The organism is Sphingobium sp. SG1 (genome assembly GCF_057063145.1).
Map to the genome: position 1 here is coordinate 39,515 of NZ_JBVVOJ010000016.1, position 24,645 is coordinate 64,159.

Here is a 24,645-nt window from a genome sequence, read left to right on the forward strand (position 1 = left end):
GCATGATGCGCGCGCCGGCCGGCCGTCCCGTCCGTGTCCGATCGGATCAGAAGGAGAATTTGATCGTGCCGCCCCAGGTCTGCGGATCGCCGACCTGGCCGGCGATCAGGCCGGTATTGCCCGGCGCGACCTGAAGATTTTCGATATAGTTGACGTCGAAGGCGTTGCGCACCCAGCCGAACACATCGAAGCCTTCGCCGCGGAAGCCGGCGCGGACGTTGGTCAGGGCATAGCCCTTCACTTCGGTGTAGATGGATGGCGAAGCATTGCTGTTCCAGTGCGAACGGTAATTGCCGTCGACGCCCAGATAAAGCTGCCCGTCCTTCGCCAGCAACGTGACCGGGATGTTATATTCCGCGCCGTAGGAGAAGGCCCATTTCGACACGCCGGGCAGGTTCTGCCCCGAAATGTCGCACTGGCGCGGGCTGAGTGCGCCGGGGACGCCGGGCTGCGAATAATCCGGGGTGGCGCCCGACGGCTGATAGGTGCCGCCGGACAATTCGGGCGGGCAGGGGGCGTCGACGAACTTCTTGTACTTGGCGTCGGTGAAGGCGCCATTGGCATAGGCGGTGAAGCGGTCGCTGGCGACGATCTTGAAATCCGCCTCGATCCCCTGCGAGCGCACCTTACCGGCATTGGCGAGATAGCCGCGCACCGTGCCGAACTGGCCGCCATTCACGGTTGCCTGGAAATTCTTGATGTCGGTGCGGAAGGCGGTGAGGTTGAAGGTCGCCCGGCGATCCAGGAACTGGGTCTTGAGGCCGATCTCATAATGATTGACCGATTCCGGCTTCACCGTGCTGGCGTCGTAATTGACGGTGTTGTCGGCGTTGAGCGGCAGGCCATTCTGGTTGATGCCCAGCGTCTTGAAGCTCTTCGCATAGGTCGCATAGGCCAGCACGTCCGGCGCGATCTTGTAGTTGACGTTGAAGTCGTAGGTGAAGTTCCAGGCGCTGTCGGACGGGGAACTGACCTGGGGCTGGTAAACGCCGCACTGCTGCGTCGTCCCCTTGATGGTGCCGGGCTCCGCAACCGTGGTGCAACTGATGGACTGGCCCTGCGCGTTGGTGACGACACGCTGGTAGAAACCGGACTTCTTGTCATAGTTCAGGCGCACGCCGGGCTGGATGGTCAGGGCGTCCGTGACCTTCCAGCTGAGCTGGCCGAACAGGGCGGCGCTGTCGGCCTTGAGCCATTGCGTGTTGCTGGCGGTCAGGCCGGCCAGAGTGGCCGGAATATTGGCGGGGTTGTTCGGATCGGTCGAGGGGGCAAGGCTCCACTGGGCGGCATCTTCGCCCTGCTGTTCGGTGCCCTGGGTGTCGATCCGCTGCTTGAAGCCGAACAGGCCGACGACGAAGTCGATGTCCTTGCTTTCGTAATTATAGCGGAATTCCTGGCTATACTGGTCCTGCTGCGAGGGGTTCTGTGACTTGGAGACGATCGACAGGCCGGTGAAGTCGCGGTCATTTTCCGGCTTCCAGTCCCAGAAGCGCCAGGCGGTGACCGACGTCAGCGTGCCGGGGCCGACATCCCATTTGATCTTGGCCGACACGCCGCCGATCTTGTTGCCGGCATTGAGGTTGGAATCGAGGTCCGTCAGCCGGTCATAGGGGTTGCGGCTGGGCACGACATAGCCCTGCGCAGCGGCCAGTGCATCATATTGGCGATTGAGCGGACGCTGGGTCTTGCCGACGCGCACGAAGGTCGTGCCGCAGCATTCGGGATCCTGCTTGCTATAGTCGCCCGACAAGGTGAGGCTGAAATCCTCGGTCGGCTGGAACAGCAACTGGCCGCGAATGCCCAGATTGTCCTGCTCGTTGATCCAGCGCTGGCTGGTCACATTGTAGAGCGTGCCGCGGCGGCTGGTCGCGGCGACGGCGATGCGGGCGGCGATCGTGTCGGTCAGCGGGCCGGAAATGGCGGCCTTCGCCTGCTTGTAATTGAGGTTGCCGACCGTCAGTTCGGCGCGGCCCTCGAAGTCGAAGGTCGGCTGGTTGGTCGTGATGTTGATCGCGCCCGCCGTGGTGTTCTTGCCATAGAGCGTGCCCTGCGGGCCGCGCAGCACTTCCACCTGGTTGACGTCGAGAAAGTCGAAGGTCGCGGCGGCGACGCGGCTGTTATAGACATCGTCGACATAGATGCCGACGCCCTGTTCGAAGCCGTCGCTGGTAAGGCCGAACGGCACGCCAAGGCCGCGGATGTTGACCGAGGTGTTGCGTGGATTGGTGGTGTAGACCTGCAGCGTCGGTGCGAGCTGCTGCAGCTTCACGATGTTGAAGTTGCCGGTCGCCTCGATGCTGTCGCCCTTCACCACGGAAATGGCCAGGGGCACTTCCTGCGCGGTTTCCTGACGGCGGCGGGCGGTGACGACGATCACGTCGCCGCGCGGGCTGCTGGCCTGCTGATCATCGGCGGCAGCGGGTTGGGCGGCTTCGGCCGCAAAGGCGGCAGGCGTGACAAATGACGCGCTCGCCACGCTGGCGAGCAACAGAAAACGCGCAATCATGTTCTTCCCCTTGGTTCCGGAGGTCCGGTGAGTTTTGATCGCGGCGTTTCCGGTGGTCCGGTCAAAGCCGTGCTGGGGGCGTTTCTGGTGATGCGGCGTCCCCAGTGCCGCATCGGCATGCCATCCCCGACATGCCCTGATCTATGCGCTTGCCCTCCCTTGATCGGTCAGGCGGTCAGGCGCGTCTTTTCGGTGACGTCGATCTGCACGACGCGGGCGTCGTGGACGGTCAATGTGATGGAGCCGAAGCGCAGCCCTTCCAACACGTCGCGCACCTTGTCGATGCTGGCGATGATGTCGGGGCGCTGGCCTTCGGCGCGGCTGTGGCGAAGTTCGATGGTTCTATGTTCGGTCATGTTCATCCCTCTGGCCGCGTTTTAACTCAACTGTATTAGTAGACAAAAAAGCAAATATAAGGGGCGCGCAAGATTCTCTTGTCGCGCCCCGGCGATGTCTGGGGCCGATATCAGCTGGTCATGCGCAGCCCGTCGGACGGGCGATCAAGCCGCGCCATCGGCATGGCCGGGCGCATCTGGCGCACGGCAGACGCCTGTTCCTGCGCATTGTCGATCAGCCGTTCGAGCAGCGCCTGACCAAAGCCCCAGGCGCCCAGCCCCGAATCCGCGTTGATATGGCCGCTATGGCCGGCATCGACGAACTGGCTGCCCCAATTCTTGCCGATGCTGTGGGCGCGTTCGAAGAAGATATAGGGGTCGTTGCGACTGGCGACGAGGATCGACGGGAAGGGCAGGGGCGTGCGCGGCGTCGGGCCGAATCCACCGATGGTCTCGGGCGTTTCCATCCGGTCACAATCGGGCGGGGCGACCAGCAGCGCGCCGGTCACCGGCCAGCCATAGGCCTGGCTTTGCAGGGCACCCCACCAGGCGACGGCCAGGCAGCCCAGGCTGTGCGCCGCCAGGATGACCGGGCCGTCAGCCTGGCGAATGGCAGCGTCGAGCCGCGTGACCCAGGCATTGCGATTGGGGCTGGCCCAACTGCCCAGATCGACACGCTGGCAATCGCCGCGTCCGCTGTCCCACAATGTCTGCCAATGATCCGGGCCGCTGTTGTTGAGGCCGGGGATGGTCAGCACTACCGGCTGGCGCGCGTCACCCGAATGTCCGAATCGCTCCATTATCCTTATCCTCGTCCTATATTCTGAGCCTCTCAAAATAATACTATTCATCTAGTAGACAATGGGCGAGCGCCGAAATGTGTCAGAATCTGGGCAACCTGAATGGCAGATAAACGGGCGCGTCGACCCCATGGCCGCGCGCCCGCATCAAGCCCCTGAACGGGCAGGGAAAAGCTACCAGGGGTAGATCAGCCCATAATATTGGTAGACGTTGCGGCCATAGGCATCGTCGAAGGCCGGCCGGTCCTCGTCCAGATAATGGGGCGCCTGTTCCAGCACCTCCTTGGCCAGTTCGATCACATAGCCGCCCTTGTCCATATCATAGGCCAGCATCGACCAGGGCAGGGGATAATGTTCATTGCCCATGCCCAGGAAACCGCCGAAGGACAGCAGCGCATAGCGCACATGGCCGCTACGCTTGTCGACCATGAAATGGGATATCTTGCCAAGCCTGTCGCCCTGGCGGTTGTAGACGGCGGTGCCCTCGACCCGGTCGGACGCGATCAGGTCATGGCGATGCGCGCTCATCATCTCGGCCATTGTCACTCTCCTGCAAAAACATTCTATTCTGATGCAACCATGGGGAACCGCTGGGGTTCCTCCGCTTCACAGCAAGGAGCATCGGCATGAAGATCAATCGCAGCGGTTCGGCGGCCTGGAGCGGCGGCCTGAAGGACGGCAAGGGCACGATCTCGACCCAGAGCGGCGCGCTCGACGCCTATCCCTATGGCTTCGCCACCCGGTTCGAGGGCATGCCGGGCAGCAATCCGGAAGAACTGATCGCGGCGGCCCATGCCTCCTGCTTCACCATGGCATTGTCGCTGATCCTGGGCGAAGCCGGGCTGACGGCGGAGAAGATGGAGACGAGCGCGGTCGTCACGCTGGAGCAGCAGGAGGGCGGCTTTGCCATCACCGCGAGCAAGCTGACGCTGAAGGCGAAGATCCCCGGCGCCGACGACGCGACTTTCCAGGAACTCGCGGCGAAGGCGAAGGCCGGATGCCCGGTATCGAAACTGCTGAAGGCTGACATCAGCCTGGATGCGGAACTGCTGGCCTAGGCCGCCGCGATACGCCTGGCGTGGCGATGTTCACGCCAGGCGATATAGAGGCCGCTGGCGATGATCAGCGCGGCGCCGACCCAGGTGGTCCACATCGGCCAGTCGCCCCAGATCGCCCAGCCCAGCAGGGTTGTCCACAGGATCGAGCTATAATCCATCGGCAGCACCACCGATACCGGCGCCCAGCGCAGCGCGGCGGTGAGGCAGAGTTGCGCGATGCCGCCGAACAGGCCGATCATCAGCAACAGCCCCCAGGTCTGCGCGTCATGCGCCTGACCATAAAAGAGCATGCCGATGCCGAGCGGCGGCACCGACAGGGCGGTGAACCAGAAGACCACGACTCCCGCGCTCTCGGTGCGGCCCAGTTCCCGCAGCACCAGGCTGACGCTGGCCGTCACCAGCGCGGCGGTGATGGCGACGGCAACGCCCATCGGCGGGAAATGGCCGCCTTCGGGCCGGACCATGATGAGGACGCCCAGAAAGCCGATCAGGACCGCAGCCCAGCGATGGAGGCCGGTCGGTTCGCGCAGGATCAGCGCCGACAGGATCGTGCCGAAGATCGGCATGGTGAAGCCGATCGTCGTCGCCTCGGCCGGGGGCAGCAGGATATAGGACAGGAAATTGAGCGCCATGCCGGTCAGGCCGATGACCATACGGGTGGCGTGGACGCCGATCCGCCGGGTGCGGATGGCGCCGATGCCGCTGCTCATCGCCAGCCAGGCGAAGACCACGGGCAGCGCGAGCGCCTGGCGATAGAAGAGGGTTTCGACCAGATGGACGCCATGGGCGTCGGCGACGCGGCCGGTCACGAACATCACCGCCAGACAGACGACCGCGACCAGGCGCAGGCCGATGGCGAAGAGCGGGCGATGCGGGCGGGACGGGGCGGCGGTGCTGGACACGCCGCTTCCTTAACCCGGTTACGCGACGGCGCAACCGGGCTGGATCGGGTTTCTTACTTGAGCGGCTTGCGGAATTTCAGCGTCATGCGGTCGCTTTCGCCGATCGCAAGATATTTCGCCCTGTCAACTTCGCCGTTACGCAGCGTGGGCGGCAGGGTCCAGACGCCCTTTTCCCAGTCGGCCGTATCCTTGGGATTGGCGTTCACTTCCGATGCGCCGACATATTCGAAGCCTGCGCCTTCCGCGATGCGGCGGATGGTCGAGACCTTGAGATAGCCGCTGCTCTTTTCCAGCGCCGTGTCGCGATCCTCGGGCAGGCGATGGTCGACGATGCCTAGCGTGCCGCCGGGCTTGAGCATGGCGAAAAAGGCCTTGAAGGTCGCATCCTCGCTGCCGCCCATGACCATGTTGTGGACATTGCGGAAGGTCAGCACGGTGTCGACGCTGTTGGCCGGGATGCTGGCGGCTTCCTCGGGATAGGCGACCAGCTTGACCTTGTCATAGGCCTGCGGCTTGTCGGCCAGGAACTTCTTGTAGCCGTCAAGATAGCGGCCGGTCGGCTGGAGCGCGTAGAAGCTGCCCTTGTCGCGCAGCAGTGGCGCCAGGATTTCCGTGTACCAGCCGCCGCTCGGCGCCCATTCCACCACCGTCTGGGTCGGCGTCACGCCAAAGAAGGCGAGTGTCTCCTGCGGATGACGATATTTGTCGCGGGCGACATTGGCGGGGGTGCGGCTGGATGCGCCGATGGCGGCTGCCACCGGATCGGCGCCATGGCCGGCATGCTGGGCGACGGCCGCGCCCAGCGGCAGGAGGGCAAGGGCAGCGGCAAGCGCGATCGATCGGCGGGGAAAAGCGGACATGGGCAACCTCTCAACGGATCTGGAGCGCAGGGTGTGCCGTGCCCGCATCCCACTGGCAAGGAAATCCGGTGCTTATGGACCGGTTGGTCAGGACCAGCTGCCCGCGATCGACTCCGCCGTGGCGTCGATTGCGGCCGGTTCATCCTCGCCGGTCAGCGCATAGGACATGTCGCCGCGCCGCCAATAGGCCACCGACTGGGCGCCCTCGCGCACCGAATCCGGCCGCTCGGGCGCATCGGTGCGCCGGTGCATGGCATAGATGGACAGGTCGCGCCCTTCGGGCGTGCGCAGCGCGATCAGCAGCGCGGGCGTGCGTTCACCGGGGAAGAGCTGGACATCGGTCACGCGCCAGTCGGCGGGCAGGCCGGGAATGTCGATATGGGTGCTGGCCAATATCTCGCGCGGGTCGAAGCTGGGCGATTCGATCTGCCCCTGCATCCGGGCGCGGATCATGGCGACGCGGTGGGAGGTGGCGGCGTCGACGACATAGGCGGGCGGTCCGTCGCGCACCATGAGCAGGGCAACGAAGCTTGCCGTCAGCAGGGCAAGGCCGCCGCCGGCGCCGATAGCAAAGCGACGATGGCGCGTGGCGGGCGGGTGGAGCGCGCTCGCCTGTGCCGCCATGGCTTCGGGCAGGGGCGCACGGTCCTGCGCCAACAGGCGCAGCCCGGTGCGGGCGCTGAGGTCGCCCATAACCTGCGCGGCGAGATCGGGCCGGCGCGACAGCCGGGTTTCCACCGCAAAGCGCCGGCCAGGATCGAGTTGGCCGTCGACATAGGCCATCAGTTCGATCTCCGAAGGATCCTCACTCATCCTGTCCTCCCACGATGCGCAGCCGATCGCGCGGCTGCCTGTCCCTGTCCTGTCGCAATGTCGCCCGCGCACGGGCAAGGCGCGACATCACCGTGCCGACCGCTATGCCCAGAAGGTCGGCGCTTTCCTGATAGCTCAGCCCTTCGACGACGGTCAGGTGCATGACGGCGCGCTGATGGTCGGGCAGGTCGGCAAAGGCGCGGGCAACCTGCATCAGGTCGGCGCGCACCTCCTGGTCGGGATCGGCATGATCGACCTGGATCTGGGCAAAGGCCATATTGCGACGCGTTTCCGCCGCCTCGCGCCGCTTGGCCGAGATGAAGACATTGTGGACGATGGCCAGCAGCCAGCGGCGGCGGCTGCGATCGGGCTGGAACTGGTCGCGCCGTTCGATCGCGCGCATCACGGCGTCCTGCACCACATCGTCGGCGACGACATGGTCGCGCGACAGGGCGCGGGCATAGCGGCGCATGGCGCGCAGGTCCGCCTCCATTTCCATGTCCGTCCGCTTGCCCGTCATCCACATCATTCCATTGGGGCGCCCGCCAGTTCGCGATAGACGCGCGCCACCGAATCCAGGACATGGTCCCAGCGATAGTCGCCCGCCGTCGTCTCCGCCGCGCGGCCGAGCCGCCGCCTTAGGCCGGTGTCGCGGACGAGGGAAGCCAGGCCGCCGGCATAGGCGCCAACGTCGCCCGGCGGCACCAGCAGTCCGTTGACGCCATTGTCGATCAGCGCGGATGCGCTGGGGACCTCGGCCGACAGGACGGCAAGGCCGCTGGCCATTGCCTCCAGATTGACGTTGCCGAACGCCTCCGTGACGCTGGGATTGACCAAGATGTCGGCGCTGGCGACCAGCGCGCCGAGACGCGCCCCTTCGACATGGCCGGCGAAGCTGGCATTGGGCAGATGGCGGGCGAGGGCATCGCGCGCCGGACCATCGCCCAGGATCAGCGGGCGCAGCGACAGACCGTTGGCGCGCGCCGCCATGATGGCGTCGGCGAAGATGTTGAGCCCCTTTTCCCTGACCAGCCGGCCGAAGAAGAGCGGCACGACATCGTCGGGCGCATAGCCAAGCTGGGCGCGCAGGCTTTCATCTCGCATCGCCGGATGAAAGACGGATCGATCGACGCCCCGGCTCCAGAGGGCAATGCGCTCTGCGCCATGTATCGCGGCGAGGTCCGCAGCGATCGGCGGGGTCGGGGCGAGGATGCGGTCGCAATCGCCATAGAAGCGATCGAGATAAGTTTCGACCTGCCGCCGCAGGAAGCCGAGGCGGTAATAAGCAAGATAGGTCTCGAACCGGGTGTGCAGGCTGGCGACGGCCGGAACGGCGTTGCGCCGCGCCCAGTTCAGCGCCTGCCGGCCGAGCAGGTCGGGCGCGGACAGATGCACGATGTCAGGCTGGAACGCCTCCAGATCGGCGCGGGCGGCACGGGTCAGGCCGATCGCGAGCCGATATTCCGGGCGACCGGGGATGCAGAGCGAGCGCACCGATCGGACATCGCCGGCCGAGGTGAAGGCCGGCGTCGGCGCGGTCGGCGAATAGATGCGCACCTCTGCCTGATGCTCGTCCAGCATATGCCGGACCAGGCGGTTGAGTGCCCGGTTCGCGCCATCGCGCACGCAATCATAATTGCCCGAAAACAGCACGATCTTCAGCGGCCGGGATGATGCCGGCGCCGTGGCGACCGGCAGGGCGGCATGAATATGGGCGCGAAGGGAAGAGAGCGGGGAATGCAGCGTCATGCCCCGCTTACGCTTGTCGGATCGCGCCTATTCCATCGATGGGCAATTAAAATTGCCGAATGATGCGCAGGCCGGCGGTGGGTCGGAAGACATCGCCACGCGGCCGTTCCGCGCCAAGGCCCGCCTGCATGGCGAAATTGCCGCCCAGTTGCTGGTGCAATTGCGGCATCAGCAGCAGGCCGCCCTCGCTGCCGCCCTGATAATTGATCTCCAGCCCCAATACCTGCCCTTCGCTGCTGTCATAGAAGGCTGAGTGGTTGAGGATCACGCCATTGCGACCATGGCCGCCCGACAGCTTTACGTCGGCAAGCCCTGCCATCGTCACGCTGCTCCAGCGGCTATTGTAGCGATGGGCCGCCATATAGGCGAAACTGCTGCGATATTGTTTGGCGCGGCGGTCATAGATGCCGAGATATTGGACGCCATGGCCGGTGCGCCCGCCGCCGGTGGTGCCGAAACTCGCCTGCAGACCCAGTTTCAGTTCAGCAAGCCGGCCGTTGACGAAGGGCAGTTCGCCCTCGATCGCGAAGCCGTCGGCAAAGGCATATTCGATTTCCGGCGCCCAATGGACGGCGTCGTCATCGCCCGACAGCGGAACGGTCGCCAGCGTATTGACCTCCAGTTCGCCGCGCTTGGCGCCCAGCGGCCGCATCATGTCGAAGATCATCGGTTCGGGCACGTCGGGATAGGCGTTGGACGCCAGCGCGACATCGCCCAGAAAGGCGCTCGCCATGGCGGCAAGGCCATGGCGCGAAAGGGATCGAACGGACAAGAAAGGCTGCTCCCGCGATGAGGATGTGACGATTCACATCCCCGTCTACGCGGGAGCGGGCGCCCTTATTCCCTAAGGGTCAGAGGCAGGCTTCCAGGAAGGGCTGGTCGAAACCGAACATGCGGGCCTTGTCGAGCGTGTAGGGGCGCAGGCCCATCGAGCGATATTCGCCGATGATCTTACCGCTGTCATCCTCGTCATGATATTCGAACTTGAACAGTTCTTGGGTGACGATGACGTCGCCTTCCATGCCGATCACCTCGGTCACGTTGGTAACGCGGCGCGAACCGTCGCGCAGGCGCTTCACCTGGACGATCAGGTCGACCGAGTCGGCGATCTGCTTGGAAATGGCTTCCTTCGGGATCTTGATGTCGCCCATCAGGATCATGTTTTCCATACGGCCCAGGCATTCGCGCGGGCTGTTGCTGTGCAGCGTACACATGGATCCGTCATGGCCGGTGTTCATCGCGGCGAGCAGGTCGAAACACTCCGCGCCACGAATTTCGCCCAGGATGATGCGATCAGGACGCATACGCAGGGCGTTCTTGACGAGATCGCCGATGGTGATCGCGCCCTGGCCTTCCAGGTTGGGCGGGCGGGTTTCGAGCGGCAGCCAGTGCGGCTGCTGCAGGCGCAGTTCGGCCGCGTCCTCGATGGTCAGCACGCGCTCGCCCGGATCGATCATCTTCGACAGCGCATTGAGCATCGTCGTCTTGCCCGAACCGGTACCGCCCGAAATGACGATGTTGAAACGGCAGGCGCCGGCGATCTTGAGTGCGGTCGCCATCTTCTGGTTCATCGCGCCCCATTGGGCGAGCATGTCGATGGTGATCGGCTTGGCCGAGAATTTACGGATCGAGATGGCCGTGCCCTTGAGGCTGAGCGGCGGCACGATCACGTTGACACGCGAACCGTCGGGCAGGCGGGCGTCGGCCAGCGGCGTGGTCTGGTCGACGCGGCGGCCGACCTTGTTCACGATGCGCTGGGCGATCTGGAACAGATGTTCTTCATCGCGGAACTTGATCGGCGCGATCTGGAGCTTGCCCTTCTTTTCGACATAGGTCTGCTCGGGGCCATTGACCATGATATCGCTGATGTCCGGGTCGGCCAGCAATTCCTCGAGCGGGCCGAGGCCCAGAAGCTCGTCGACCAGCACCTTTTCCAGCGCGAACTGCTCGCGCCGGTTGAGCGTCAGCTTCAGCTCGGCCAGCACTTCCATGATGATCGGCCGGAATTCCTCCGCCAGTTCATCCTTGGTGAGGGTCGCGGCCGCTTCGGGATCGACGCGTTCGAGCAGGCGGGGAAGCACCTGTTCCTTGATCTTGTGAACCGACGCCTCGAATCCCTGCGGGCCGGCATCGGCGACATGTTCGGCATTGGCGCGTTCGGACAGGCGCGACATGGCGTCCGCATTGCGCTGCATCTGGCTGGTCGGTGCCGACAGCGGATCGAGCGGAATTTCGCCCGGCAGGGCCGCCAGGTCGAGCGGCGGGAACTGCTCGCCGCCGCGCGGGGCCTCCTCGCGTGCTGCGCCGCCGCTGTGCATCGGTCGGGCGACGCCGAAACCCGGCTTGATGCCGGCAGGTCCATTTTTCCGTCCAAATGCGCTCATAACTCTCCGCCGGTATTCTGCGATCGGGCCAGCCACCCCAAAATGGGCCGATTCACCATGGCTGGAGAAGGTGAATAAGCTGGAAACTTTGACAAATGGCTAATGGGCGTTTGACGGTGGTGGAGGCGTAACGAACCGCGGGTCTGCGCCAAACCAGCCGCCGATCAGGCGTCCGCTGTCAAGGAGCCTGGAGCCCTGCGGTGTGAGTTCGATCCTGCCGTCGTTGCGCTGAACGATATTGCCGGACAAGGTCTGTTCCCGCACTCGCCGATCGATCTGGCGCAGATCACCAAGATACTCGCGTATGAAAACCTGTTCCAGCATCGGTGGGGTCAGTTGACCGTTCTGACGTTCGATCCGGGCAAGCAGGAACATGGTGATGGATCGGTCAAAGGTGACCGGGAAAACGATGAGGAAGCTGATATTGAAGGCGAGCGAGAGGGCTACCGCGCCGATTGCCGTCGACAGATCCAAGGAACGCAACCATCGCCCCGCCCAGCCGATTAACAGCGCTAAAAGCAGCGCGCTTATGAAGGCAATAAACACACCGCGATAGAAAAGCAGTGAAATGCTTGCCAGCAATGGCGAGGCGATGAGCGCGAGATAGAGAAGAAAGCCTGCGACCAGCGCACCGACATAGGCCAAAATCAGGTTTCGAATAGGTCGAATATTGGTCATCGGGCAATGTCTTTCGTGGCGATCAAGCAGGCAAGAGGCTCGCGATGTATGCAGCGTAGGCCGGGCGGCGGCCCCTTATGCGCACTCCAGACGGGATCGACTGCGGCAATCATCAGATAATCGACCCCGGAAGCTTCGGCGCGGCGACGTATCTCCGCCTGCGGCAGGGCGCGGCTGAAAATGGGCGCGATTGTCGCGATGCGTAGGCTGACATCATCCATCGAAGCGCCAAAAAGATTGGCCTCCTTATCTGCCACACCCGTTGGCTGGCGCCCGTAAAGGCCAAAATTGAAGGACCGTTGAAACAGGGCAGGATTGTGCTGGATCACGGCATTCGCCGGCAGATGGCGCGCCGCCCATTCATAAATGCGCCGCTGATCCAGATTGTCGCTGCGCAGACGGAACAACTCGTGTGACGGACTGGTCGGGGCATAGGGCGGCCGGATCAGGCGAACGCCTGCGATATCCCACAGGACGGCCGCAATGCCGAGTGCGAGGAGGAGCTTGAAGGTGAAAGGTCGATCTGCGATCGGTCTGGGTTGGTCGTGCAGCGAAGCTGTCGTCCAAATTATGGCGGCCAGTTGTGCGAACCAGATCGACCGCCAGCCGAGGTCATTGTTGATGATCGTGGACTTGAGGAAGCTGGCAATGAGTAGCGAAACCATTGCACTGGCGAGCAAGAGGATCTGGACCGGTTGACGGGGCCATTCTTTGCGAGTGTGCCAATACAGGATCGAGCCCCAGGCGAAAATGCCGAACTCCATGGCGTAATTCAATGGCAGTGCCAGCAGGTGCAATAATGCCCAGCTTCCCTCTCTCGGCAGGATGAAGGTGAAGGGACGAATGGTGAGCGCGATTGGCAGGGCATTGTCGTGCCGAGCGACGATCAGGTCATGTATCTGGTAGATGGCGGCGAGCAACGCGACCATGCCGGCAATGAGGATGGTGATGTCACCCTTCCTGAGGCTGATCAGCCCCCAGCCGGCCAGAACCGGCGCGATGGTCAGCATGATCCACACGGACGATCCGAAACAGGTCGCTATACCCAGCCCAGCCAAAACAGCGATCATGTATCGGCCAATTTTAGGAAGTTGCCTGGCCTGTACCAGCAGCAGCATGGATATCCAGGCAGCAATAAGTGCTACAATGTGATGCGGTACCCAGACGATGGAATGCAGGACGAAGGTAACTTCGGTGCTCCACCAGTCACTGCGCGATTCAAGATTGCCGCTCCACAGATAGCGATAGCCCATCCACAGCAGGTCGGTGCCCGATACAAAGCAGAAGAGCAGGGTCAGCCGCATGAAGCGTCGTCCGCGTTCGGCCGTGATCAGCCCCGCCTCTGATGAGATTTGCCAGAGCAACGCGGGAACCGCGATGCCTGTCCAGAAAGCTGCGGCGGCAAAGGCCATACGCGCGCTGACGAACGGTTCACCGGCCCAGTGGATGGCGGCAGGAAGAAGGTAGAAATAATAATAATAGCCCGCGAAACCTGGCCGAGCGAAGAAGGGGTCGGCAAAAGGCACACCCTGATGGGCTATGGCACTGGTTACCGCTGCATGTTTGACCAGATCGAATTCCAGCAGCGACTGATTGAGCATGCCATCGGATGTCACATAGTCGGCAAATTGAATGACTATGAGGATGAACCAGAGCAGGACCATGGGGGCTGCGAGGCGCCACCCTTCTCGTTGCGGGCGCAGAATGTCCAGACGTCTGAGTGCAAGGATGGCCAGCCCGGCATGAAGCGGCAGCATCATGCCGATGCCACCCGCTCGGACCAGCAGAGCGTCGACGGCCGGCAACAATGTCAGCGCCAGCGACAGTGACCAGCCGAGCCGGGGCCATCCGCGGCCAAAATCCGGTCCACAGCGCTCTACAAGTGTCGCTAGACCCGCGCCGGGCAGAAGCAGCCAGAGGGCGCCAAGTCCAACACCCGCGAGCAGACTCGCCAGATCTGATAGAAAGGGCGATGCGGTCATGAAGGTGAGCGGTTGGTTAGGGCAATGGCGCGCGCATCGCACCGGTTGGGCCGACAAGGATTCATTGGGCTGTCCGTAGCGGTTGGTCGCTTCATGGGGCCTAGGCAATCATGGTAAAAAAGCTCTTAAACACGGCTTGGGTCGCTCTGGCCGTTTTATCGGGCTCTCAGCTATGCCACGAAAAAAAAGCGGCGCTGTACGCGCCGCTTTCGTATCGCCTTCATCATGGCGAGAGATTTGATGGGGCTCGCGCTGCGAACCAAAAATGGATCGAGCTCAGCCCGCCTTTTCGGCGAGAACCGTCAGGCCCTTTTCATTGACCTCGGCAAAACCGCCCTCGACCGGGATGATTTCCGGTGCGGCGCCAGCCGATGCGAAGATCTGGATCGCGCCATCGCGCACGGTCGACATGAAGGGCGCATGGCCCTCCAGCACGCCGAAGTCGCCATCGGTGCCGGGAACGACGACCTGATAGACCTCTTCCGAGCGGACGAGCTTTTCAGGGGTCACGAGTTCGAAATGCAGTGCCATTCTAAAATCTCCCCCCTCCCTTCCAGGGAGGGGCCGGGGGTGGGTGCCATCGCGATGCGATGGCCTGCGCCCTAGCCGAGAGGCAGGAAGCGCGCTTCGCGCGCTACCCACCCCTCAATCCCCTCCCTTGGAAGGGAGGGGAGGGTTTGTTGCTTAGGCTGCTTCGGCAGCCAGCTTCTTCGCCTTTTCGATGGCTTCGTCGATGCCGCCGACCATGTAGAAGGCGTTCTCGGGCAGATGGTCATATTCACCATCGACCACGGCCTTGAACGACTTCACCGTGTCTTCGATCTGGACGAACTTGCCCGAGATGCCGGTGAAGACTTCGGCGACGTGGAACGGCTGCGACAGGAACTTCTGGATCTTGCGCGCGCGGGCGACGGTGATCTTGTCCTCTTCCGACAGCTCGTCCATGCCCAGGATCGCGATGATGTCCTGCAGCGACTTGTACTTCTGCAGGATCGACTGGACGGCACGGGCGGTGTCGTAATGTTCCTGGCCGACGACGCGGGGTTCCAGAACGCGGCTGGTCGAGTCCAGCGGATCGACCGCCGGATAGATGCCCAGTTCCGAAATGGCGCGGTTGAGAACGGTGGTGGCGTCAAGATGCGCGAACGAGGTCGCCGGCGCCGGGTCGGTCAAGTCGTCCGCGGGGACGTAGACGGCCTGCACCGAGGTGATCGAGCCCTTGTTGGTCGAGGTGATGCGTTCCTGCAGCTGACCCATGTCGGTCGCCAGGGTCGGCTGGTAGCCCACGGCCGAAGGAATACGGCCGAGCAGAGCCGACACTTCCGCGCCCGCCTGGGTGAAGCGGAAGATGTTGTCGACGAAGAACAGCACGTCCTGGTTCTCGACGTCGCGGAAATATTCGGCAATCGTCAGGCCCGACAGGGCGACGCGGGCACGGGCGCCCGGCGGTTCGTTCATCTGGCCATAAACCAGGGCCACCTTCGAACCTTCGCTGATCGCGTTGCCGTCGGCATCCTTGGCGATGACGTTGGCGTCGAGGAATTCATGGTACAGATCGTTACCTTCACGGGTGCGTTCGCCCACGCCCGCGAAGACCGAGGTGCCGCCATGGCCCTTGGCGATGTTGTTGATCAGTTCCTGGATGAGAACGGTCTTGCCGACGCCAGCGCCGCCGAACAGGCCGATCTTGCCGCCCTTGGCATAGGGGGCCAGAAGGTCGATGACCTTGATGCCGGTGACCAGGATCGAGGCGTCGGTCGACTGGTCGACGAACTCGGGTGCCTTGGCATGGATCGGCGAACGCAGTTCGGTGGCGACCGGGCCGCGCTCGTCGATCGGCTCACCCACGACGTTCAGGATGCGGCCGAGCGTTGCCGGGCCGACCGGAACCGAGATCTGCGCGCCGGTGTCGGTGACTTCCTGGCCGCGGGTCAGACCGTCGGTCGAGTCCATCGCGATGGTGCGGACGGTGTTCTCACCCAGATGCTGGGCGACTTCCAGCACCAGGCGCTGGCCGTTGTTGCTGGTTTCCAGCGCCGAAAGGATCGCCGGGAGCGCATCGGGGAAGGTCACGTCGACGACGGCGCCGATGACCTGCGAGATGCGGCCTACATTGTTGGTGGTTGCCATGACTATGTCCTTGCCTGCTTGTCCTTAGAGGGCTTCGGCGCCCGAGATGATTTCGACGAGTTCGGTGGTGATCGCGGCCTGGCGGCTGCGGTTATACTGGATCGTCAGCTTGTTGATGAGGTCGCCGGCATTGCGGGTCGCATTGTCCATCGCGGTCATCGACGCACCCTGTTCGGACGCGTTGTTTTCCAGCAGCGCCTTGAAGAGCTGCACCGTGACGTTGCGCGGCAGCAGGTCGTCGAGGATCGCTTCCTCGCTCGGCTCATATTCCACCGTGGCGGCGATCGCGTTGCGGTCGGCGTCGGCGGGGATCTTCACCGGGATGATCTGCTGTTCGGTCGGGATCTGCGCGAGTGCCGACTTGAAGCGCGAATAGAAGAGATGGGCGACGTCGAACTTGCCGTCGAGGAACATCTGGCTGAGTTCCTGCGCCACCGCCTGGGCCTGGGCAAAGCCCGGCTCCTTGGCGCCGGTGGTGTCGTAATTGGCGACGATCTTGCCCGGATAGGTGCGGTTGATGACCGGACGGCCCTTGCGGCCGATCAGGTAGAACAGCACCTTCTTGCCATCCAGTTCCAGCGCGCGGGCCTTGGCCAGCGCGGCCTTCACGATATTGGCGTTGAACGCGCCGGCAAGGCCCCGATCGCTATTGGCGACGACCAGCAGATGGACTTCGTCCTTGCCGGTGCCGGCGAGCAGCGGCGAAGCGCCTTCGCCCGAGCCGCCGGCAATCTTGGTCGCCAGGCTCGCGACGACCGCTTCCAGTCGCTCGCTATAGGGGCGGGCAGCTTCGGCAGCGGCCTGCGCCTTGCGCAGCTTGGCCGCGGCGACCATCTGCTTCGCCTTGGTGATCTTCTGGGTCGACTTCACCGACCCGATGCGCAGCTTCAGTTCCTTGAGGCTAGCCATAGTTCAAATATTCCGAGCAAGGGCCAGACGGCCCGCGAGACCAAAGAAACCGACGCCCATGGCGCCTTCGAACCAGCGCATCGCGCTGCTCTGCCCCACTTTGCGGCCCGCCTTGGTGGCGAGCAGCGCGAGCAGGGCGCACCACAGGAAGCCCAGCCCATAGACGATCGCGATCAGCAGCATGCCCTGCCACGGCGCATCCGGGCCGGTGCCCACGAACTGCGGCAGCGCGGCGAGGAAGAAGATCGCGACCTTGGGGTTCAGCACGGTGCTGACCAGGCCCTGGGCGAAGGGCGATCCGCCGATCCGGACCTTGGGCGTTTCGCTTGCCGGCGCCGGCTTGATCGCGCCGCGCAGCAGGCCAAAGCCCATCCAGGCCAGATAGAGGGCACCGGCGATCTTAACGCCCAAGAACAGCCCCGGCACCGCATTCAGCACGCTGAGGAAGCCGAAGCCGCACAACAGCATGTAGAACAGGCCGCCAAGCTGGATGCCGCCGATCGCCGCCATTCCCGCCTTGAACCCGCGGCGCGCCGCGTGGCCGGCCACCAACATGGTGTCCGGCCCCGGCAGCAGCACCAGACCGATCGACATCACGGTCCAGGCAAGAAGGGAATGGGCGGTCAGCACAGCGTCTTAAGCGAAGGTCTTGCCGAACGAGTCCAGCGCAGCCTTCAGCTTGCCCTTGGCGTCGTCGCCCAGATCCTTGCTGTCGCGGATCGCGGTCAGCACTTCGGGGTGGTCGTGACGCAGATAGGCGAGCATCAGCTCTTCATAACGGGTCACGTCCTTGACCGGGATGCCGTCGAGATAGCCGTTGGTGCCGGCGAAGATCGACGCGGTCTGCTCTTCGAACGGCAGCGGCGAGAACTGGCCCTGCTTCAGCAGTTCGGTCAGGCGCGCGCCGCGGTTCAGCAGCTTCTGGGTCGAGGCGTCGAGGTCCGAACCGAACTGGGCGAAGGCCGCCATTTCGCGATACTGGGCCAACTCCAGCTTGATCGAGCCCGAAACCTTCTTCATCGCCTTGGTCTGCGCGGCCGAGCCGACGCGCGACACCGACAGGCCGACGTTGATGGCCGGACGGATGCCCTGGTAGAAGAGGTTGGTTTCGAGGAAGATCTGGCCGTCGGTGATCGAGATCACGTTGGTCGGAATATAGGCCGACACGTCGCCTGCCTGGGTCTCGATGATCGGCAGCGCGGTCAGCGAGCCATTGCCATTGGCGTCGTTCATCTTCGCAGCGCGTTCCAGCAGGCGGCTGTGGAGATAGAAGACGTCGCCCGGATAGGCTTCGCGGCCCGGCGGGCGGCGCAGCAGCAGCGACATCTGACGATAGGCGACGGCCTGCTTGGACAGATCGTCATACACGATCACGGCGTGCATGCCGTTGTCGCGGAAGAATTCGCCCATGGTGACGCCGGTATAGGGCGCCAGATACTGGAGCGGAGCAGGTTCCGAAGCGGTCGCGGCGACGACGATCGAATATTCCATCGCGCCATTTTCTTCGAGCTGCTTGACGATCTGCGCGACGGTCGAACGCTTCTGGCCGACGGCGACGTAGATGCAGTAGAGCTTCTTGCTCTCGTCGTCGCCCGCGTTGATGCCCTTCTGGTTGATGAAGGTGTCGATCGCGACGGCGGTCTTGCCGGTCTGGCGGTCACCGATGATCAGTTCGCGCTGGCCACGGCCGACGGGGACGAGGGCGTCGATCGCCTTCAGGCCGGTCTGCACGGGTTCGTGCACCGACTTGCGGGGGATGATGCCCGGCGCCTTGACTTCGACGCGCTTGCGCTCGGTATATTCGATCGGGCCCTTGCCATCGATCGGATTGCCGAGGCCGTCGACGACGCGGCCCAGCAGACCCTTGCCGACGGGAACGTCGACGATGGTGCCGGTGCGCTTGACGGTGTCGCCTTCCTTGATCTCGGCGTCCGAGCCGAAGATCACGATGCCGACATTGTCGGCTTCGAGGTTGAGTGCCATGCCCTGCACGCCATTGGCGAACTCGACCATTTCGCCCGCCTGGACGTTGTCGAGGCCATGGACGCGGGCGATGCCGTCACCCACGGTCAGAACGGAACCGACTTCGCTGACCTGCGCTTCGGTGCCGAAATTGGCGATCTGGTCCTTGATGACCTTCGAAATTTCTGCGGCGTTGATATCCATGTTCAGCCTTTCATCGCCAGGGCGAGACTATTCAAACGGGTGCGGATGGAGGAATCGATCATCTGGCTGCCGATCTTGACGACCAGCCCACCCAGGATCGCGGGATCGACCTTGGCCTCGACGGCAACGTCGCGGCCGACACGCGCCTTGAGGCCCTTGGCCAGCGCGGTCAGTTGAGTCTTGGTGAGCGGATGCGCGCTCGTCACTTCGGCGCGGGCCTCGCCCTTGTGATTCGACAGCAGCGTCTCATAGGCGCGGATGACCGCGGGAAGCTGCGAGAGGCGACGGTTCTGGGCGAGCACGCCCAGGAAATTCGTCGTCAGCGGATCGATCGACATGGCGGATGCAACCGCCGCGATCGTCTTACCCGCTGCGTCGCGGCTGAGAACGGGACTGTTGATCAGGCCCTTGAAATCAGACGATTCTGCGATCGCCGCCTTGATTGCCGCGAGGCTCGCTGCGACGGTGTCGAGCGTCTTGCCGTCGCGGGCCAGATCGAACAGCGCCACCGCATAGCGGCCGCTGAGGCTGGCCTGAATACCGCCGGTAGTCTCCACGCGCTTACCGTCCTCCAACTTGATTTGCCGGTCATGCAAAAAGAGGGGGAGCAGTAATAACCGTCCCCTGTTGTCGGGCCGGTTAGCAGTGCCAATATGACTATGCAAGTCATGTGACACGATTCCATCGCATCGACGAAATCAAGCCAATTTGACTGAGTTTTTCGGGAAAACGGACAGGCTAGGGAGCGGGGTCTGCGGGGGCAAGCCGTCCTTTTTGGCAATGATAGACCAGCCGCTCGTTCGGCTGGGGCGGCAGCAGCGCGGCGAGGTCCGACTGGAGCGTCGCGATCCGGGTCAACATCGTGGAATCGCTGCTGCATCCCTTGATCGGGCCATCCTTCAGCAGGGCGCGGGCCTTGTCCATCGTGTCGCCATCGGGCAGCCAGCGCTGCACCCGCAACAGGCCGGTGGCCGGGTCGAATTCGCTGCGGCTGACATAATTGCCCTCGTCGGGCACATGGGCGCGCTGCCAGGTCGTGCCGGTCGCCTGATATTGGGTGTCGCCGTTGACGCAGCCGCCCTCGGCCCAGTTCAGGCCGACATCATTGGGCTGCGACACGGTCAGTCGGCTGCGGTTGAGGTCGATCCGGCAGATATTGTCGCCGGCCCAGGCAAAGGCCTTGTTGCTGACCACGCTCTGGTCCTCCGGCAGCTTCACCCGCTCGTCGATGCTGGCAAAGCTGGGCTTGAAGACGAACAGGCCAAGCGCGCCCATCAGCAGGATGCCGCCACCGGCGATGAACCAGGTGGCACGCTTTTCGCGGCCCTGGCTGTAGAAGAGGCCGCCGGCACCCAGGCCCAGCACGGCGAGGGCCAGCAGCACGGCGGCGCCCGCCATCGCATTTTCGCGGCCGGAAATGACGTCGCGCTCGGCGGTGTCGCGGGCCTGCTGCAGCGCCTGCTCGCGCTTGTCGGCGGCGGCGCGGTCATTCTGTTCGGTCAGCTGCGATTCGCGCTGGGTGATCGAGGCTTCGGCCGCGTCGGCTTCGGCCATGGTGCGGCAGGCGACGACGGTGTGGAGCGAGGACACGCCGGCCTGGCGCAGGAAGGAGGCGACTTCGCGCCAGGATACGGCAAAGCCGAATTCGGCATCATTGCCGTCCGAGATCGAGCCGAAACTGTTGACGCCCAGCACCCGCCCGCAATCATCGACCAGCGGGCCGCCGCTGTTGCCGGCGGCAAGCGGGGCGGTGTGCAGGATGGTGTCGAAGCTTTGGCTGGAGCGGCCGGACGAGATGCTGCCGCTGGTCTTCACCGTGCCGAGCGGTTCGACCAGTTGCTTGAGGCTGAGGCCCTGGGCGCGATCGACGGTGCCGGGATAGCCGATGGCGGTGACATGCTGGCCGTCATCGACCGCCCCGGCATAGAAGGTGGCAACCGGCAGGCTGCCTTCCTCCAGCTGGATCAGGGCCAGGTCATTGCCCGGCGAATAGGCGATGATCCGTCCGCCATAGCTTTTCTTGCCCTCGGACGGGATCACGCCGATGACGAGATCCTTCTCCTCGCGCGCCAGTTCGACGACATGGGCGTTGGTCAGCACCTTGTCCGGGGCGATCGCGATGCCGCTGCCATGGCCCACGAAATAGGCGTCCGCGCCGTTGGTCGCGACCAATGCGACGCGCACCACGCTGCGCGCGGCGGCGGTGATATCCTGCTGTTCGGCCCGTGCGGGGCTGAGCAGGACGAGGGACGCGACAAGCGCGGCGATCGGGCGAAGGCGACGGAAAAGGGCGACCATAGGAGGCGCATACATATGCGAAGGCCCGCTTTAGGCAATCGGGAAAAAGCGGATGCGACGGGCCGTGTGCTTTTGACCGCAAGCGACGGGAAGCCTCGCCAAGCCGTCTGGATTACCCCATATCCATGAACCAGATGACACGCCCCGAACCCGTCCCGGCCGCCATGCCCGATGCCGCAGCCTGCTGGACCGCCTTTCTGGCGCGCGATCGGCGGCAGGATGGCTGCTTCGTCGGAGCGGTGCTGACCACCGGCATCTATTGCAAGCCGAGCTGCCCGGCCCGGCACCCGAAGCGGGAGAATATGATCTTCCTGCCTGATGGTGCGGCGGCCCGTGCGGCGGGCTTTCGCGCCTGTCTGCGCTGCCGGCCGGATGAGGTCGGGCGCGACCAGCAGGCGGTGGAAGCGGCGATCCGCCTGATCCGCGCGGCCGAAACGCCGCCCCGGCTGGAGGAGATGGCCGACCATGTCGGCTATGCGCCGCATCATTTCCATCGCTTGTTCAAGCGGATCACCGGCCTGACCCCGGCCGCCTATGCCCGCGATCTGCGCGCCGAGCGGCTGAAGGCGGCGCTGGCGACGCCCGGCAGCGTGACCGATGCGATCTATGAGGCCGGCTATAACGCGCCGAGCCGCGCCTATGCCGATGCCGAACGGCATCTGGGCATGACGCCCAGCGCCTGGCGCGAGGGCGGGCGCGGCGTCGATATCCGCCATGTCGTGATCGGGACGAGCCTGGGCGCGCTGCTGGTCGCGGCGACCGAGCGCGGCCTGTGCCGCATCGCCTTCGAGGAGGGGGAGGCAGAGCTGCGCCGCCGATATCCCAACGCGTCTCTGTTGCCTGCGGACGCCACGCTGGATCGCTGGGCGCGTGCCGTGGCTGCACTGGTGGATGATCCGGGGGCGGGGGCGGACCTGCCGACCGATGTCGGTGGCACCGCCTTTCAGCAGGCGGTCTGGGCCGCCTTGCGGACGATCCCGGCGGGCGAGACGCGCAGCTATGGAGAAATCGCCGCGGCGATCGGCCGGCCGGGCGCGGTGCGCGCGGCAGGGACGGCCTGCGGCGACAATGGCCTGGCAATATTGGTGCCGTGTCATCGTGTTTTGCGCAGCGACGGAAGCCTAGGCGGCTATGCCTATGGAGTCGATCGCAAGCGGAGCCTGCTGGAGCGGGAGCGACGTGCGAAGATGACAGCGAAGGCGACAGGTGAATGATCCTTTCTCGATCCGCTTGCGTCACAATATTCTCGTAATTTAACTTTTGATTAACTATAGGCTCGCGCCTTCTTCGATGGGGGCGGGTGGGCTTGCGTAGTCTGTTGTTCTGGCTGTTGCTGATGACACCGACCATGACAGTGGCCTTGCCGCTGGCGCGGCCGGTGGCGATGCCGATCGGTCCCGGTCCCGACCGGATGGCCGCCGGCGTGGCGCGCATGGTCGGATCCATCCTGGAATTTACCCGCTGGCCGACTGCGCGGCCGGTCGTGCGCATGTGCATGGCCGGTGTCGTCGCCCATGGCGACCAGTTGGATGAGATCAGCCTGACGAACGGCGCGCGGATCGCCACGGTGGCGCTGGCCGCCGACGAGGCCGCGCCGGCCGCGCGCTGTGATGCGCTTTATCTCGGAAGCCTGGACGCGGTGGTGCGCCAGCGTTTGATCGCCGCCATGCGCGGCAATGCGGTGGTGACGATCGCGGAGGATGATCGCGACTGTGCGGGTGGGGCGATGTTCTGCCTGTTGTTCGCGCCGCAGACGCTGTCCTTCCAGCTCAACATCGATGCGGTGTCCCGATCCGCGGTGCGGATCGATCCGCGCGTGCTGCGCGTGGCGAAGGGGGGCTATTGACCATGGCCGAACCAAGCCCGACCGCAATGCCGACCTTGCGCCAGTTGCTGGCGCGAGCGCATCTGCGCCTGATTTTGTTCGCCGTGTTGATGGCGGGCCTGACGCTGACGGTGACAGGTGTCACCGTCATTCGCGGCTATGCCGCCCGCAACCTGACGCTGATCGCGCAGACCGTCGCCTATACGGTCGAGCCGGCCCTGGTGTTCGAGGATGTCGACGCGGCACGACAGGGGATCGCCACAGTGGCGGCATCCGAAAGCGTGCGATCGGTCGAGTTGCATGATCGTGACGGACGGTTGATCGCGGCCTGGAACCGGCCCGATCGCGGCATGGCCGGCAACCTGTCCCGGATCGTGGACGCGCTGTTCTGGCCCAGCCCGGTACGGGTGCCGGTTCATCACGGGCCTGTCGTCGTGGCCGAAGTGCAGGTGTTCGGCGATGCCGGAGGCCTGGGGCGCTATATCCTGTCCGGGGTTGCCACTGCGCTGGCCTGCCTGGGGCTGACCATCGTCGCGACCCAGTTGCTGGCGCGGCGGTTGCAGCGCGACGTGACGGGACCATTGGCCCATATTGCACAAGTCGCCCATGCAGTTCGCACTGACCGCCAGTTCGATCGGCGCGTGCCGGTCGCCGGCATTCATGAGGTCGATCAGTTCGCGCGCGATTTCAATGCGCTGCTGGATGAACTGGACGAATGGCACACCGGCATTTTGAACGAGAATCGTATCCTGGAGCGCCAGGCGACGCGCGATCCGCTGACCGGCCTAGGCAATCGTGCGATGTTCGAGCGGGAGCTCGCGGCGACCATGGCGCAGGCCGATGAAGGCGATACGTCCTTCGCGGTCATTTATGTCGATGTGAACCGGTTCAAGCAGGTCAATGACAGCCATGGCCATGATGCCGGCGACGTCATGCTGATCGTCATCGCGGCGCGGCTGCGGATGGCCTTGCGGCCGGGCGACATGGCCTTCCGCCTGGGCGGCGACGAATTTGCGCTGATCCTGGCGGCCGGGGCGACCCGAGCCGAAGCCGATCAGATGTCGGCGCAGATCGGGACCAGCATGACCCAGCCGATCATGTTGCCGAGCGGCGTCAGCATCCGATCCTCGCTGAGCATCGGCAGCGCTCTCTATCCACAGGACAGTGTCGATCCGCGCGCACTGCTGCGCCATGCCGACGCGGCCATGTATGCGGCCAAGGCGCGGAGCGACGGCCGGAATTGATGATGA

General features: G+C 64.2%; 24 protein-coding genes. 4 read left to right on the top strand and 20 right to left on the bottom strand.

The annotated features are described in order from the left end of the window. Positions 1–46: 46 nt before the first annotated feature. From AC0KVN_RS22915 to AC0KVN_RS22930, 4 genes are all read right to left on the bottom strand, one after another. Positions 47–2,506 carry a TonB-dependent receptor gene (locus AC0KVN_RS22915; protein ID WP_435568370.1) on the bottom strand — a complete coding sequence of 820 codons (2,460 nt, stop codon included), beginning with the start codon at positions 2,504–2,506 and terminating at the stop codon, positions 47–49. A gap of 167 nt (positions 2,507–2,673) precedes the next feature. Further along, positions 2,674–2,862 (bottom strand): YezD family protein, encoded by a 189-nt coding sequence (locus AC0KVN_RS22920; RefSeq protein WP_004210739.1) that lies wholly within the window; start codon positions 2,860–2,862, stop codon positions 2,674–2,676. 110 nt (positions 2,863–2,972) lie between these two features. Continuing rightward, complete coding sequence (locus AC0KVN_RS22925; RefSeq protein WP_010338566.1) at positions 2,973–3,641, bottom strand: RBBP9/YdeN family alpha/beta hydrolase; 669 nt, start codon at positions 3,639–3,641, stop codon at positions 2,973–2,975. A 174-nt stretch (positions 3,642–3,815) separates the two neighbouring features. After that, the gene (locus AC0KVN_RS22930; protein ID WP_004210742.1) at positions 3,816–4,181 is read right to left on the bottom strand and encodes a PRC-barrel domain-containing protein; all 366 of its coding nucleotides are present in this window, start codon (positions 4,179–4,181) and stop codon (positions 3,816–3,818) included. Positions 4,182–4,267: 86 nt separating this feature from the next. Here AC0KVN_RS22930 and AC0KVN_RS22935 point away from each other — a divergent pair, with 86 nt between their 5' ends. Beyond that, complete coding sequence (locus AC0KVN_RS22935) at positions 4,268–4,699, top strand: OsmC family protein (RefSeq protein ID WP_017500508.1); 432 nt, start codon at positions 4,268–4,270, stop codon at positions 4,697–4,699. Here the strand turns inward: AC0KVN_RS22935 and AC0KVN_RS22940 are convergent. The 16 genes from AC0KVN_RS22940 to AC0KVN_RS23015 all read right to left on the bottom strand — a co-directional run bounded on the left by AC0KVN_RS22940 (position 4,696) and on the right by AC0KVN_RS23015 (position 21,570). Beyond that, positions 4,696–5,601: a DMT family transporter gene (locus AC0KVN_RS22940; RefSeq protein ID WP_435568368.1), complete on the bottom strand. Its 906-nt coding sequence runs from the start codon at positions 5,599–5,601 to the stop codon at positions 4,696–4,698. The two genes, AC0KVN_RS22935 and AC0KVN_RS22940, sit on opposite strands and share 4 nt — an antisense overlap. Before the next feature lie 53 nt (positions 5,602–5,654). Then, positions 5,655–6,461: a class I SAM-dependent methyltransferase gene (locus tag AC0KVN_RS22945; RefSeq protein WP_435568367.1), complete on the bottom strand. Its 807-nt coding sequence runs from the start codon at positions 6,459–6,461 to the stop codon at positions 5,655–5,657. An 87-nt stretch (positions 6,462–6,548) separates the two neighbouring features. Then, positions 6,549–7,274 carry an anti-sigma factor family protein gene (locus tag AC0KVN_RS22950; protein ID WP_435568366.1) on the bottom strand — a complete coding sequence of 242 codons (726 nt, stop codon included), beginning with the start codon at positions 7,272–7,274 and terminating at the stop codon, positions 6,549–6,551. After that, positions 7,267–7,794, bottom strand: a complete 528-nt coding sequence (locus tag AC0KVN_RS22955; protein ID WP_037516480.1) for a sigma-70 family RNA polymerase sigma factor — start codon at positions 7,792–7,794, stop codon at positions 7,267–7,269. The genes AC0KVN_RS22950 and AC0KVN_RS22955 overlap by 8 nt, the downstream gene beginning before the upstream one ends. Positions 7,795–7,799: 5 nt before the next feature. Then, positions 7,800–9,023, bottom strand: coding sequence for a glycosyltransferase family 4 protein (locus tag AC0KVN_RS22960; RefSeq protein WP_435568365.1), 1,224 nt, complete (start codon positions 9,021–9,023; stop codon positions 7,800–7,802). 46 nt (positions 9,024–9,069) lie between these two features. After that, complete coding sequence (locus AC0KVN_RS22965) at positions 9,070–9,795, bottom strand: hypothetical protein (RefSeq protein ID WP_435568364.1); 726 nt, start codon at positions 9,793–9,795, stop codon at positions 9,070–9,072. A gap of 79 nt (positions 9,796–9,874) precedes the next feature. Next, positions 9,875–11,407 carry a TadA family conjugal transfer-associated ATPase gene (locus tag AC0KVN_RS22970; protein WP_004210759.1) on the bottom strand — a complete coding sequence of 511 codons (1,533 nt, stop codon included), beginning with the start codon at positions 11,405–11,407 and terminating at the stop codon, positions 9,875–9,877. Between the two features lie 99 nt (positions 11,408–11,506). Then, positions 11,507–12,085, bottom strand: coding sequence for a hypothetical protein (locus AC0KVN_RS22975; RefSeq protein WP_004210761.1), 579 nt, complete (start codon positions 12,083–12,085; stop codon positions 11,507–11,509). Next, on the bottom strand, positions 12,082–14,067 hold the full coding sequence (locus AC0KVN_RS22980) for a hypothetical protein (protein WP_435568363.1): 1,986 nt from the start codon (positions 14,065–14,067) through the stop codon (positions 12,082–12,084). Before AC0KVN_RS22980 ends, AC0KVN_RS22975 begins: the two co-directional genes overlap by 4 nt. Before the next feature lie 276 nt (positions 14,068–14,343). Beyond that, the gene (locus AC0KVN_RS22985; protein ID WP_004210764.1) at positions 14,344–14,598 is read right to left on the bottom strand and encodes an ATP synthase F1 subunit epsilon; all 255 of its coding nucleotides are present in this window, start codon (positions 14,596–14,598) and stop codon (positions 14,344–14,346) included. 153 nt (positions 14,599–14,751) lie between these two features. Then, positions 14,752–16,197 (bottom strand): F0F1 ATP synthase subunit beta, encoded by a 1,446-nt coding sequence (gene atpD / locus AC0KVN_RS22990; RefSeq protein WP_004210765.1) that lies wholly within the window; start codon positions 16,195–16,197, stop codon positions 14,752–14,754. 24 nt (positions 16,198–16,221) lie between these two features. Continuing rightward, the gene (locus AC0KVN_RS22995; RefSeq protein WP_004210766.1) at positions 16,222–17,106 is read right to left on the bottom strand and encodes a F0F1 ATP synthase subunit gamma; all 885 of its coding nucleotides are present in this window, start codon (positions 17,104–17,106) and stop codon (positions 16,222–16,224) included. Positions 17,107–17,109: 3 nt separating this feature from the next. Beyond that, positions 17,110–17,700, bottom strand: coding sequence for a LysE family translocator (locus tag AC0KVN_RS23000; RefSeq protein WP_037511450.1), 591 nt, complete (start codon positions 17,698–17,700; stop codon positions 17,110–17,112). A 42-nt stretch (positions 17,701–17,742) separates the two neighbouring features. Continuing rightward, the gene (gene atpA / locus AC0KVN_RS23005; RefSeq protein WP_004210768.1) at positions 17,743–19,272 is read right to left on the bottom strand and encodes a F0F1 ATP synthase subunit alpha; all 1,530 of its coding nucleotides are present in this window, start codon (positions 19,270–19,272) and stop codon (positions 17,743–17,745) included. Between the two features lie 2 nt (positions 19,273–19,274). Next, positions 19,275–19,829, bottom strand: a complete 555-nt coding sequence (locus tag AC0KVN_RS23010; RefSeq protein WP_004210769.1) for a F0F1 ATP synthase subunit delta — start codon at positions 19,827–19,829, stop codon at positions 19,275–19,277. 181 nt (positions 19,830–20,010) lie between these two features. Then, positions 20,011–21,570, bottom strand: coding sequence for a S1C family serine protease (locus tag AC0KVN_RS23015; protein ID WP_010338580.1), 1,560 nt, complete (start codon positions 21,568–21,570; stop codon positions 20,011–20,013). Positions 21,571–21,695: 125 nt separating this feature from the next. Here AC0KVN_RS23015 and ada point away from each other — a divergent pair, with 125 nt between their 5' ends. From ada to dgcN, 3 genes are all read left to right on the top strand, one after another. After that, the gene (gene ada, locus AC0KVN_RS23020; protein WP_435568361.1) at positions 21,696–22,784 is read left to right on the top strand and encodes a bifunctional DNA-binding transcriptional regulator/O6-methylguanine-DNA methyltransferase Ada; all 1,089 of its coding nucleotides are present in this window, start codon (positions 21,696–21,698) and stop codon (positions 22,782–22,784) included. Positions 22,785–22,870: 86 nt separating this feature from the next. After that, on the top strand, positions 22,871–23,416 hold the full coding sequence (gene yfiR, locus AC0KVN_RS23025) for a regulatory sequestration protein YfiR (protein WP_435568360.1): 546 nt from the start codon (positions 22,871–22,873) through the stop codon (positions 23,414–23,416). 2 nt (positions 23,417–23,418) lie between these two features. Further along, the gene (gene dgcN, locus AC0KVN_RS23030; protein ID WP_435568359.1) at positions 23,419–24,639 is read left to right on the top strand and encodes a diguanylate cyclase DgcN/YfiN; all 1,221 of its coding nucleotides are present in this window, start codon (positions 23,419–23,421) and stop codon (positions 24,637–24,639) included. The last annotated feature ends 6 nt before the right edge of the window (positions 24,640–24,645 follow it).

Excerpts from the sequence above, each read along its gene's own strand:
- AC0KVN_RS22915 (WP_435568370.1), bottom strand. The coding sequence starts at position 2,506 with ATGATTGCGCGTTTTCTGTTGCTCGCCAGCGTGGCGAGCGCGTCATTT.
- AC0KVN_RS22920 (WP_004210739.1), bottom strand. The coding sequence starts at position 2,862 with ATGACCGAACATAGAACCATCGAACTTCGCCACAGCCGCGCCGAAGGC.
- AC0KVN_RS22925 (WP_010338566.1), bottom strand. The coding sequence starts at position 3,641 with ATGGAGCGATTCGGACATTCGGGTGACGCGCGCCAGCCGGTAGTGCTG.
- AC0KVN_RS22930 (WP_004210742.1), bottom strand. The coding sequence starts at position 4,181 with ATGGCCGAGATGATGAGCGCGCATCGCCATGACCTGATCGCGTCCGAC.
- AC0KVN_RS22935 (WP_017500508.1), top strand. The coding sequence starts at position 4,268 with ATGAAGATCAATCGCAGCGGTTCGGCGGCCTGGAGCGGCGGCCTGAAG.
- AC0KVN_RS22945 (WP_435568367.1), bottom strand. The coding sequence starts at position 6,461 with ATGTCCGCTTTTCCCCGCCGATCGATCGCGCTTGCCGCTGCCCTTGCC.
- AC0KVN_RS22950 (WP_435568366.1), bottom strand. The coding sequence starts at position 7,274 with ATGAGTGAGGATCCTTCGGAGATCGAACTGATGGCCTATGTCGACGGC.
- AC0KVN_RS22955 (WP_037516480.1), bottom strand. The coding sequence starts at position 7,794 with ATGACGGGCAAGCGGACGGACATGGAAATGGAGGCGGACCTGCGCGCC.
- AC0KVN_RS22960 (WP_435568365.1), bottom strand. The coding sequence starts at position 9,023 with ATGACGCTGCATTCCCCGCTCTCTTCCCTTCGCGCCCATATTCATGCC.
- AC0KVN_RS22970 (WP_004210759.1), bottom strand. The coding sequence starts at position 11,407 with ATGAGCGCATTTGGACGGAAAAATGGACCTGCCGGCATCAAGCCGGGT.
- AC0KVN_RS22975 (WP_004210761.1), bottom strand. The coding sequence starts at position 12,085 with ATGACCAATATTCGACCTATTCGAAACCTGATTTTGGCCTATGTCGGT.
- AC0KVN_RS22980 (WP_435568363.1), bottom strand. The coding sequence starts at position 14,067 with ATGACCGCATCGCCCTTTCTATCAGATCTGGCGAGTCTGCTCGCGGGT.
- AC0KVN_RS22985 (WP_004210764.1), bottom strand. The coding sequence starts at position 14,598 with ATGGCACTGCATTTCGAACTCGTGACCCCTGAAAAGCTCGTCCGCTCG.
- atpD (WP_004210765.1), bottom strand. The coding sequence starts at position 16,197 with ATGGCAACCACCAACAATGTAGGCCGCATCTCGCAGGTCATCGGCGCC.
- AC0KVN_RS22995 (WP_004210766.1), bottom strand. The coding sequence starts at position 17,106 with ATGGCTAGCCTCAAGGAACTGAAGCTGCGCATCGGGTCGGTGAAGTCG.
- AC0KVN_RS23000 (WP_037511450.1), bottom strand. The coding sequence starts at position 17,700 with ATGTCGATCGGTCTGGTGCTGCTGCCGGGGCCGGACACCATGTTGGTG.
- atpA (WP_004210768.1), bottom strand. The coding sequence starts at position 19,272 with ATGGATATCAACGCCGCAGAAATTTCGAAGGTCATCAAGGACCAGATC.
- AC0KVN_RS23015 (WP_010338580.1), bottom strand. The coding sequence starts at position 21,570 with ATGGTCGCCCTTTTCCGTCGCCTTCGCCCGATCGCCGCGCTTGTCGCG.
- ada (WP_435568361.1), top strand. The coding sequence starts at position 21,696 with ATGAACCAGATGACACGCCCCGAACCCGTCCCGGCCGCCATGCCCGAT.
- dgcN (WP_435568359.1), top strand. The coding sequence starts at position 23,419 with ATGGCCGAACCAAGCCCGACCGCAATGCCGACCTTGCGCCAGTTGCTG.